The 9,687-nt window shown below is 60.1% G+C and carries 11 protein-coding genes; 5 read left to right on the top strand and 6 right to left on the bottom strand.

What is annotated here, in order from left to right; all coding sequences use genetic code 11:
- From AC2FND_RS18635 to AC2FND_RS18625, 3 genes are all read right to left on the bottom strand, one after another.
- A partial coding sequence (locus AC2FND_RS18635) for a transcriptional repressor (protein ID WP_496771251.1) occupies positions 1–145 on the bottom strand: 145 nt, incomplete at its 3' end.
- Positions 146–228: 83 nt separating this feature from the next.
- Positions 229–933, bottom strand: coding sequence for an endonuclease/exonuclease/phosphatase family protein (locus tag AC2FND_RS18630; RefSeq protein WP_480538249.1), 705 nt, complete (start codon positions 931–933; stop codon positions 229–231).
- Between the two features lie 296 nt (positions 934–1,229).
- Positions 1,230–2,648, bottom strand: coding sequence for a protein adenylyltransferase SelO (locus tag AC2FND_RS18625; protein WP_496771249.1), 1,419 nt, complete (start codon positions 2,646–2,648; stop codon positions 1,230–1,232).
- 85 nt (positions 2,649–2,733) lie between these two features.
- Between AC2FND_RS18625 and AC2FND_RS18620 the strand changes: the two genes are divergently transcribed.
- Positions 2,734–3,153, top strand: a complete 420-nt coding sequence (locus AC2FND_RS18620) for a cupin domain-containing protein (protein WP_480485391.1) — start codon at positions 2,734–2,736, stop codon at positions 3,151–3,153.
- A 90-nt stretch (positions 3,154–3,243) separates the two neighbouring features.
- Entirely contained in the window at positions 3,244–4,020 is a 777-nt protein-coding gene (locus AC2FND_RS18615; protein WP_496771248.1) for an extensin-like domain-containing protein, read from the top strand.
- 27 nt (positions 4,021–4,047) lie between these two features.
- Here the strand turns inward: AC2FND_RS18615 and AC2FND_RS18610 are convergent, their stop codons facing one another.
- Positions 4,048–5,142 (bottom strand): anhydro-N-acetylmuramic acid kinase, encoded by a 1,095-nt coding sequence (locus tag AC2FND_RS18610; protein ID WP_496771250.1) that lies wholly within the window; start codon positions 5,140–5,142, stop codon positions 4,048–4,050.
- Between the two features lie 305 nt (positions 5,143–5,447).
- On the opposite strand from AC2FND_RS18610, the gene tyrS reads away from it, so the two are divergent.
- The gene (tyrS, locus tag AC2FND_RS18605; protein ID WP_496771247.1) at positions 5,448–6,701 is read left to right on the top strand and encodes a tyrosine--tRNA ligase; all 1,254 of its coding nucleotides are present in this window, start codon (positions 5,448–5,450) and stop codon (positions 6,699–6,701) included.
- 78 nt (positions 6,702–6,779) lie between these two features.
- On the opposite strand, the gene AC2FND_RS18600 is transcribed toward tyrS, so the two are convergent.
- Entirely contained in the window at positions 6,780–7,562 is a 783-nt protein-coding gene (locus tag AC2FND_RS18600; protein ID WP_496771246.1) for a hypothetical protein, read from the bottom strand.
- A gap of 217 nt (positions 7,563–7,779) precedes the next feature.
- Here AC2FND_RS18600 and AC2FND_RS18595 point away from each other — a divergent pair, with 217 nt between their 5' ends.
- Positions 7,780–8,535 (top strand): 3-hydroxyacyl-CoA dehydrogenase, encoded by a 756-nt coding sequence (locus AC2FND_RS18595; RefSeq protein WP_496771245.1) that lies wholly within the window; start codon positions 7,780–7,782, stop codon positions 8,533–8,535.
- A gap of 9 nt (positions 8,536–8,544) precedes the next feature.
- Positions 8,545–9,093 (top strand): sugar O-acetyltransferase, encoded by a 549-nt coding sequence (locus AC2FND_RS18590; protein WP_496771244.1) that lies wholly within the window; start codon positions 8,545–8,547, stop codon positions 9,091–9,093.
- On the opposite strand, the gene AC2FND_RS18585 is transcribed toward AC2FND_RS18590, so the two are convergent.
- Positions 9,090–9,687, bottom strand: a 598-nt coding sequence (locus tag AC2FND_RS18585) for an ATP-binding cassette domain-containing protein (RefSeq protein ID WP_496771243.1), incomplete at its 5' end; no start/stop codon positions are given. The genes AC2FND_RS18590 and AC2FND_RS18585 overlap by 4 nt on opposite strands.

Below are 9,687 nucleotides of genomic sequence, written 5' to 3'. Positions count from 1 at the left end.
CTGTGTCGATGGCAGAAGCACGCGCGTACAGTTCTTCGACATCCGGATGGTCGTCGCTTTGTTCCAATACCTGCGCGATGATCCTTCTTTGACCGGTCATGCGCAGACCTTTGGCCTCACAACGTCCAATAATCGTTTCCGACATGATGCCCCTCAGAATTGCTCGGGTGTCTGTCTTAGTATGTCTGCGCACTTTGCGCCACAGGGTTTTCTTCTTTTCCGTTGAAGTTAAGCCACGCGCGCCAAATCAGCCCAGACCGGCAAATGATCCGATGCGATATGTGCAGGGCGCGCGTCATGGACACCATGCGCAGTGGCCCTGACGCCCGCGCCCAGCGCGATCCGATCCAGCGCGCCCAGCGGCTGCGCGGCGGGAAAACTTGGCTTGGGCGGCAGGAAACGCATTTCCGGCGCAAGGTGATCCAAAACCGGCTGTCGGGACCATTCGTTGAAATCCCCCGCCCAGACTGTCGGCATCTGCTCCAGCTCTTTATCAAACCGCCTGATATGCGAGATCTGCTGACGTCGCGATGCAGGTAACAGGCCCAGATGCATTCCCATCACCCGCAACGGCCCGATATGGGTATCAAATTCGACACGGACCGCGCCGCGCGGTTCAAGCCCGGGCAATTCGTGATGTCCGGTCCGCCGGACCGAAAGGCCCTCGCCACGCCAGATCACCGCGTTGCCATGCCAGCCCAGACTGCCGGCACCGCCCAGATCGACGATCTGCCACCCCGCTTCATCCAGCATGAAATGCGGCAGGGCCGCCGGGCGCGGCGGCAGACGTTTGTCGGCCTCCTGCAACACAACGATATCGGCCTGCATATGTTCGATGACCTGCAAAATGCGCTGCGGCTGGCGCCGGAAATCCAGCCCGAGGCATTTCTGAATGTTATAGCTGGCAATGCGAAGGGTGGAAGATGACTGCATATAGATCTGACCAGTGGGCTTGACCCAAAGTGACACGCCTGCCGCCGGACGCAACCCTTCAGTTTCACTTCGCAGCAACGGCAACCGGGGAAGTCGCCTTTGCATGGTATATCGCTTAAAAACCCGGCACGTGACGCGGCCGGAAACAAATGGGTTTCCCCTCAATTCATTCGGGTGCGGCGGGACGGAAGTGCCGCAGTTTCAGCGCATCCAACACCGATTTAAACCGGACAAAACAATTCGCCCCTCCCGGTGAAACCATACCGCACCGAGCGACTACCAAAGATGTTTGACCGTCACGTACCACAGAACGTGGCGTGCACGACCTCGTTATCGGTCGGGGGCCGTTTCAGATCCTCCGCATCTGCCTGATCGTCGTAAGGCCGCGCGAGGACGGCGTTCAGCCGATGGAACGGCTGGTAATCCCCCGCCACCGCTGATTGGATCATCTGCTCGACACGGTGATTGCGCGGAATATAGGCCGGGTTCGCTGCGGTCATCACGTCATGCGGTGACGCCTCACGCGCCAAACGCGCACGCCAGCCCTCTGCCCAGCTGTCAAAGGCCTGCGGGTCGATAAACTGGTCGCGCGCGGTATCTTTGCCCAGCGCACGGAAGGTGTTGGTGAAATCAGCCTGCCCCTTGGCCATGCGTTTTAGCAGATCGGTGATCAGCGCCTGATCGCCTTCTTCAGAGGTCGTCAGTCCGACCTTTGCCCGGAACCGAACCAACCAGTTCTGTTGCAGCAGGTCCGGCATGGCATGCACGATCTCGGTCGCCTCCTCAACAGCGGCGTCCTTGTTGTCCATCTGCTGGATCAAAGAGGTTGCCAGCTGCGCCAGATTCCAGACAGCAATATCTGGCTGGTTGGAATAGGCATAACGGCCCATCCGATCTATCGAGCTGTAGACCGTATTGGGATGATAAACGTCCATGAAGGCACAGGGGCCATAATCGATGGTCTCACCCGCGATCGAGCAATTGTCGGTGTTCATGACCCCATGGATAAAGCCCACGCTCATCCACTGCGCGATCAGGCGGGCCTGCGCATCCCGAACGGCCCGCAACAGGCCCATTGGACCTTGGGCTGCGGGATAGTGGCGCGCGATGGCATAGTCCGTCAGGCGCCGCAGATTGTCCAACTGCCCCCGCGCAGCAAAGACCTGAAAGGTGCCTACCCGCAAATGGCTGGTTGCAACCCGGGTGAGCACCGCACCGGGCATCGGGCCCTCCCGGAACACGGTTTCACCGGTCTCTACCGCCGCCAGTGCGCGTGTTGTGGGGATGCCCAGCGCGTGCATCGCCTCGGACACCACGTATTCGCGCAGAACCGGACCCAGCCAAGCCCTGCCGTCGCCGCGACGCGAAAACGGCGTCGGGCCCGAGCCTTTCAGCTGAACATCCCGCCGCACGCCATCCGTTCCGACAGTTTCACCCAACAGCACCGCGCGCCCGTCCCCAAGCTGCGGGTTGTACTGGCCAAACTGATGCCCGGAATAAAGCTGCGCGATGGGGTCCGCACCATCGGGGATGTGATTACCTGCAAAGGCTTCCGCCATCTCTTGCACGTCGCCCGGATGGACCTGCAACAGCCGTGCCAGATCATCATTGAACGCGATCAACTTGGGCGCGCGTACAGGCGCAGGTTTCTGTCGCGCAAAAAACGCGTCCGGCAGGCGGGCATATGAGTTATCGAAAGGAATGGTCAGTGTCATGCGGCAAACATATTCCCCGTGCGCACGAATACCATAGCGGATCACACCTTGCCGTGCATAATCGCGCCAAACACACGAGGGCCACATGACCGCACAAGAGATCATCGACCGCCTGAACCTGCAACCTCACCCCGAGGGCGGCTGGTACGCGGAAACCTGGCGCGCCGAGAACAAGGGCCGCCCGACCGGCACCTGTATCTACTTCCTGCTGCAGGCGGGGGAAAGCAGCCACTGGCACCGGGTAGACGCGACCGAGATCTGGCTCTACCACGCGGGCGCGCCACTGATTCTGTCCTTGAGCGCAACAGACAAGGGTCCGGCGGTTGACCATGTGCTGTCGCCCGATTTGTCTCGGGGCGCACCGCAACTGATTGTTCCCACCGGCCATTGGCAGGCCGCGCGCAGCACCGGTGATTACACACTGGTCAGCTGTACAGTTTCTCCCGGATTTCAGTTCGATGGATTCCAACTGGCAGAACCTGGGTTTGATATCCCTCGGGGATAAGCTGATCTTGGAATGCTCTGAAAAGGTGAGTTTACAGAAAGTTACGCATTTATCATTCTGTAAACGCAACCGCAGGCAACGGAGCATCTAGTGATTGTGAAACGCATCTTCCTGATCCATCTGCTTCTGTTCGCAAACACCGGTCTTGCAAACGCCGAGATCGCCTGTGCAGAATCCCCCCTTTCATCCGAATTGGCGCTGCCCGATCTGGAGGAGGAAGTCGCAACCGAACACAAAGAACCTGCCGCGACTGTCGAACCTGCGGTGCTGATCTCGAAACGCCCTGCGCTGCGCCCTTGCAAGTTCCGCCAGTTTGAAGTGGGTCGCCAGCGTATGCGTGACCGCGGGGCGGTCTGTGGTGACTGGACCATCTTGGGCGAAACCCGCACGTCTTTGGCCGGAAAAGCGCAAGGTTGCGGCATCGCCAACCCGGTCCGGATTTACAGAATTTCGGACATTGCCCTCAGCCAGTTCTCGCTGATGGACTGTCAGACAGCTGTCACGCTGAAAACGTGGATCGAAAACACAGCCAAACCCGCCTTCGCCGAACTGGGTGGTGGGCTCAAGGGGATGCGCGTTGTTGGCCACTATGCCTGCAAGACGCAGAACAACCAGCCCTATGCGCGCATTTCCGAACATGCGCGAGGTCGGGCCATCGATATCTCGACCTTCGTGTTGCAGGACGGAACGCAGATCACCGTTCAGGACGGATGGAGCGACACCGATCAAAGCACCGTGTTACGAGAGTTGCACAGCGGAGCCTGTGGCCTGTTTGGAACTGTTCTTGGTCCTGATGCTGACCGGTATCACAAAGGGCATTTTCACTTCGACACAGCCCGTCGCAGTGGCAAGCCTGTGTGTCGATAACGCGTTAGCCGTTACCTGTATGCAACCTCAACCCACCGGTTGAGCGTTCACTGTACTGACCATGCCGCCACCCACCAGCGCTTTCACCCCGGTTGTTCCCGGGCACGAGGTTGGCAATCCCCGCGCCACGCGCACGGCCAGATAGGCAAAAGCCTGCGCCTCGAGCATATCACCGTCCAGCCCCACGGCCTCGACCGGTTCGACCGGGCAGTCGAGGGACACGCGCAGCATCTCCATCAAAACCGGATTGCGCCGTCCACCGCCTGTAACCAGCACGCAAGACGGCGGTTGCGGACAATGTTCCATCCCCTGCACCACCCCCGCTGCGCACATCCCGGTCAGGGTCGCCACCGCGTCAGCGTCACCCAGTTCTTTCACCAGGTCGATCATCTCAGAGAAATCGTTCCGGTCTAGCGACTTGGGCGGCATACGTGCAAAGAAAGGCTCAGCCAGAAACAGCTCCAACGCACCCATTTCGACGGTGCCATTGCGCGCAACCGCACCATCCCGGTCCATCGGCTGCCCCAGCCGGGCCTGCATCAGGTCATCGACCGGCGCGTTCGCTGGCCCCGTATCAAAGGCAAGCAACGCCCCCAGCGCCTCGGGACCATCAAAGCTTGGGTCCACATAGGTCAGATTACCAACACCGCCCAGGTTCAGAAAGCACAACGGGCGGTCCGCACCAAACCACTTGGCGCAAGCAAAGTGAAAAAACGGCGCCAGCGGAGCGCCCTCGCCCCCCATCGCCACGTCGTCGCTCCGAAAGTCCCAGACCACCGGGCGCCCCAGCGCCTGCGCCAGACCAAGACCATCACCCACCTGCAATGTGCCACGCCCGCGCGGTTCATGCGCCAGCGTCTGGCCGTGAAAGCCGATCAGATCCACATCTTCGAACTCGGACAGCGCCTCGGCATGGGCAAAGGTCACCATTTCAGCCGCCGCATCGACCTGCGGGCCGTGCCATTGCCCCAAAGCCGCCCGCAGCACTTCGCGCTCGGCTTCGGTATAGGCGCGATAGCCGCTTTTCCCGAATCCAGCGATGGAATGCCCGTCGGTTTCCACCACCGCAGCGTCCACCCCGTCCAGCGACGTACCGGACATCGCGCCCAATGCCCGAACCATTCCGTGTTTCTTGATGGTTTGGCCCACGCCCGCCTCCTGATCTGGCAATGTTTCCGCCGTGCCCGGAGTTCTGGACTTCACCTCTGGGTTGCAGCTTGGTCAAGGTGCTTTTGTTATGCCGCCTTGGCAAGCCTTCTGATTGGGGGCGTCGGTTTTTTTCCGACTTCGCGCCTAAGGATCAACACCCCGGCCACCTAGTTGCGCGCGCATATCACGGCATGCGCTTTTAGAGTGAAAAGGTGGCTTTTCCTCATCCGCAGCGCCGCCTATACAGTGCCGCGCAACACAAACCCCGAGGGCACGATATGACCTACCACCCCAAATCGGATTTCATCGCCACGATGATCGAGCGCGGCTTCCTCGCCGACTGCACCGATTACCAGGGCCTTGACGACGCGCTGATCAGTGGGTGCAAGCCGGCCTATATCGGCTTTGATGCAACGGCCAAGTCGTTGCATGTGGGCAGCCTGATCCAGATCATGATGTTGCGCTGGTTCCAGAAGACCGGCCACCAGCCGATCACCCTTATGGGTGGCGGCACCACCAAGGTGGGCGATCCCTCGTTCCGCGCGGATGAACGCCCCCTGCTGGGACCCGAACAGATCGACGAAAACATCGCGGGCATCAAGAAAGTGTTCGCGGCCTATATCGATTACGACACTGACGCCGAAAACAAGGCACTGATGTTGAACAATGCCGAATGGCTGGATGATCTGAACTACCTCGATTTCCTGCGCGACATCGGGCGGCATTTTTCCGTCAACCGGATGCTCAGCTTTGAATCGGTGAAATCCCGGCTGGATCGCGAACAGTCGCTGTCGTTTCTCGAGTTCAACTACATGATCCTGCAAGCCTATGACTTTCTGGAGCTGAACCGTCGCTATGGCTGTGTTCTGCAAATGGGCGGCAGCGACCAGTGGGGCAACATTGTCAACGGTATCGACCTGACCCGCCGGGTGCTGGATCACGAAATCTACGGCCTGACCTCTCCCTTGTTGACCACCAGCGACGGCAAGAAGATGGGCAAATCGCAGGATGGCGCGGTCTGGCTGAACGCCGAGATGCGCTCGCCCTATGAATTCTGGCAGTTCTGGCGCAACACCACCGATGCGGATGTCGGTCGGTTCCTGAAGCTCTATACCGAATTGCCGGTGGATGAATGTGACCGTCTTGGCGCGCTTGCCGGGTCCGAGATCAATGAGGCCAAAATCCGCCTCGCCAATGAGGTGACAGCCCTTCTCCACGGGGCGCAAGCTGCGGCAACGGCCGAAGCCACGGCCCGTGAAGTGTTCGAAAAAGGTGGCGTTGGAGACGATCTGCCCACCCTGACCCTCAGCACGGATGAACTGGGCGACGGCATGTCCATCGTGCAGATCATTGTCAAATCAGGCCTCGCCAAATCCGGCAAAGAGGCCAAGCGCCTGATTGCTGAAAACGGGGCCAAACTGGACGACGCTCCGCTGACGGATGCAGGTTTGATGATCGACGCGGGCGCATTGTCATCCCCGATCAAGCTGAGTGCAGGCAAGAAACGCCACGCATTGGTGCAACTGGGCTGACGCCCCTATCACCTTTGATTGCAAAGCAGGAAACGGCCACCCGATTGGGTGGCCGTATCTATTTTGGAATGGGCAAGGCTACTGACGTCCCTTTCCGCGACTGGGCCGGTCGCTTTCGCCCTCGTCGTCATTGGCGTTGTTTCCGCGACCCGGACTGCTGCCCTCGCCGCCGTTGCCGCCGCCATTGTTACCCTTATCGCCACCTTTGCCGCCGCCGTTATGGCCCTTTCCGCCGCCTTTATTGCCTTTGCCACCGCCGGGTTCACCGTCGCCACCACCGGGTTCCCCGCCACCGCCGCCGGGCTCTCCACCGCCACCGCCGGGTTCTCCGCCACCACCGCCGGGCTCTCCACCGCCACCGCCGGGTTCTCCGCCACCACCGCCGGGCTCTCCGTCACCGCCGCCGGGCTCTCCGTCACCGCCGCCGGGCTGTCCACCGCCACCACCGGGTTCTTGGCCGCCGTTGTCAGGTTCTCCGCCACCACCGAGGCCGTCTGGACCAGCCGCGTTCGCAAATCCCGCCCCGCCGGGTTCTGAACCGCGACTTTCACCCCGATTCTCTGCCAGACCGGACAAGCTTGCCGTTGGCACATCTGTCAGCAAAGCGGCCAGCCCCGGGCATTGCGCCCCGGTAATGCGCAGCGTTGTCTCAAAATCCGGTCGCTTCTGAAGTCTGTCCAGAAAGCTCGGGGTCACCTGAACACAATCGCAAAGCCCGGCATAGTCGCCTGCATTCGCAAGATTTCGAGCCGTTTTCCAGTTACAGGTTTCCGGCGCTGCAACAGCGCTACCGGCAACCACAATCCCAAAAACAGGTGCAGCCAGAACCGCGCCCAGTGATCTATTCTTACCATTTACCATATCAGAACCTCCTGACGAAAAAACACGCAATGGCTGTGATTACTTCGTTCACGAACAAGCGCGTTTTCGTGAAGCGCGGATTAAGATGCCTTAAAGATGCGTATTTGCCCGGCGGTCAGTCCGCCCCGCCCCTTTAGGCGTTCAGGCTCAAAGATGTGGACACCGACCCTGCAATGCAGTTATTGAACAGATGTTCATATCCCAGGGAGGAGTTCCGATGCACCTGTCCACCACAGCCGCTCTTGTCACCGGCGGCGCATCCGGTCTGGGCGAAGCCACCGCCCGTCACTTTGCCGCGCAGGGTGCGCAAGTCACTATTCTGGACCGTGACGCGGACCGTGGCGCTCAAGTCGCCTCCGAAATCGGCGGGTATTTTGCGCTGACGGATGTAACCGACGAAACCTCGGTCGCAGCTGCCGTGCGCCACGGCATGGACAAGATGGGCAAGATCACCGCGACTGTGAACTGCGCGGGTATCGCTTATGGAATCAAGACAGTCGGCAAGGATGGGCCCCACCCGCTGGACGCGTTCCAGCGTACGATCGACATCAATCTTGTCGGCACATTCAACGTCTCAAGGCTGGCCGCTGCCGAGATGGCAAAGAACGAACCCGAACCGGACGGGGCGCGCGGTGTGATCATCAACACTGCATCTATTGCCGCATTCGATGGCCAAAAGGGACAGGCGGCGTATGCTGCATCGAAAGGCGGGGTTGTTGGCATGACGCTGCCAATGGCCCGCGATCTGGCCTCGACTGGGATTCGCGTCATGACCATTGCGCCGGGTATCTTTATGACCCCGATGTTGGCGGGCCTTCCTGAAGACGTGCAGCAACAACTGGCCGCCGACGTCCCGAACCCGGCCCGCCTGGGTGACCCCAAGGAATACGGGCGGCTGGCCGGTTTCATCGTTGAAATGGGCTATCTGAACGGCGAAGTCATCCGCATCGACGGCGCTCTGCGGATGCGGTAAGACAGCCCCATGTCGGAGCGCCAGAAAATGCAGTCCGGGCAGTGGTATTGCTGTCTTGATCCTGAATTGGATGATCTGCGCGCGCGGGCACGACGGGCTGTTCACGCTCACAACACCTGTCCGCCCGACACACGCGGCGCAATGGCCCCGGAACTGCACGCGCTGCTGGGCCATGTCGGCGAGGACTGTTTTCTCGAAGCCCCTTTTCACTGCGCATATGGAATGAACATCCACCTGGGCAGCCGGGTTTTCTTCAATGCCGGATGCGTGGTTCTGGACACGGCCCTCGTTCGGGTCGGCGACGACACGATGTTTGGCCCTAATGTTCAGATTTACTGCGCCCATCATGCCAAGGACCCGGCTGATCGGGCACAAGGGTTGGAAATCGGCCTGCCCGTCACCATCGGCAGGCAGGTTTGGGTTGGAGGCGGAGCGATCCTGTTGCCCGGCATTACCATAGGCGACTACGCCACAATCGGCGCTGGCAGCGTCATCACCAAAGACGTCCCCGCCAGAGAAACCGTGGCAGGTAATCCGGCAAAACGTCTGGCGCGCTAAGCGCTTTCAGCCTTCTCTTCGAGCGTCAGCCATTCCTCTTCAGCGGCCGAGAGTTTCTCCTGCCGCTCAACCAGCGCCTCGGTCGCTTTTTGGAACTTCACCGGTTCGCGCGTGAATAGCCCGGGGTCGGACATCAATTCTTCCAGCTTGGCAATCTCGGCCTCAAGGCGCGCGATCTCGGCAGGCAGTTTCTCCAGCCGGTGCTTCTCTGAGAAGGACAAGCCGGATTTCGGCTTTTCTTCCTGCTTGATCTTTGGCTTTGAAGCTTTTGCTTTTTCTACGTTTTTTTCGATCACGCTACCGCGCTGCGCAATGTAATCCGACCAGCCGCCAGCATAGACTGTCGCCCGTCCATTCCCCTCCATCGCGATGGTGGTTGTCGCCACGCGGTCCAGAAAATCCCGGTCATGGCTAACCAGCAGAACGGTGCCGTCGTAATCGTCCAAAAGCTCTTGCAGCAGGTCCAGCGTCTCGACATCCAGATCGTTGGTCGGTTCGTCCAGCACCAATAGGTTCGAGGGTTTCGCCATCAGCTTGGCCAGAAGCAACCGGGCTTTTTCCCCACCGGACAGGGATTTGACGGCTGCTCGGGCC

Source organism: Ruegeria sp. BHSB056 (genome assembly GCF_059613305.1).
Note: the sequence above shows the minus strand (reverse complement) of the source record. Positions and strands in the feature narration are given on the sequence as shown.

Bases quoted from the DNA above. Each gene is read 5' to 3' on its own strand.
- AC2FND_RS18595 (WP_496771245.1), top strand. From the start codon at position 7,780: ATGCACCTGTCCACCACAGCCGCTCTTGTCACCGGCGGCGCATCCGGT.
- AC2FND_RS18630 (WP_480538249.1), bottom strand. From the start codon at position 933: ATGCAGTCATCTTCCACCCTTCGCATTGCCAGCTATAACATTCAGAAA.
- AC2FND_RS18590 (WP_496771244.1), top strand. From the start codon at position 8,545: ATGTCGGAGCGCCAGAAAATGCAGTCCGGGCAGTGGTATTGCTGTCTT.
- AC2FND_RS18620 (WP_480485391.1), top strand. From the start codon at position 2,734: ATGACCGCACAAGAGATCATCGACCGCCTGAACCTGCAACCTCACCCC.
- tyrS (WP_496771247.1), top strand. From the start codon at position 5,448: ATGACCTACCACCCCAAATCGGATTTCATCGCCACGATGATCGAGCGC.
- AC2FND_RS18625 (WP_496771249.1), bottom strand. From the start codon at position 2,648: ATGACACTGACCATTCCTTTCGATAACTCATATGCCCGCCTGCCGGAC.
- AC2FND_RS18600 (WP_496771246.1), bottom strand. From the start codon at position 7,562: ATGGTAAATGGTAAGAATAGATCACTGGGCGCGGTTCTGGCTGCACCT.
- AC2FND_RS18610 (WP_496771250.1), bottom strand. From the start codon at position 5,142: ATGGTTCGGGCATTGGGCGCGATGTCCGGTACGTCGCTGGACGGGGTG.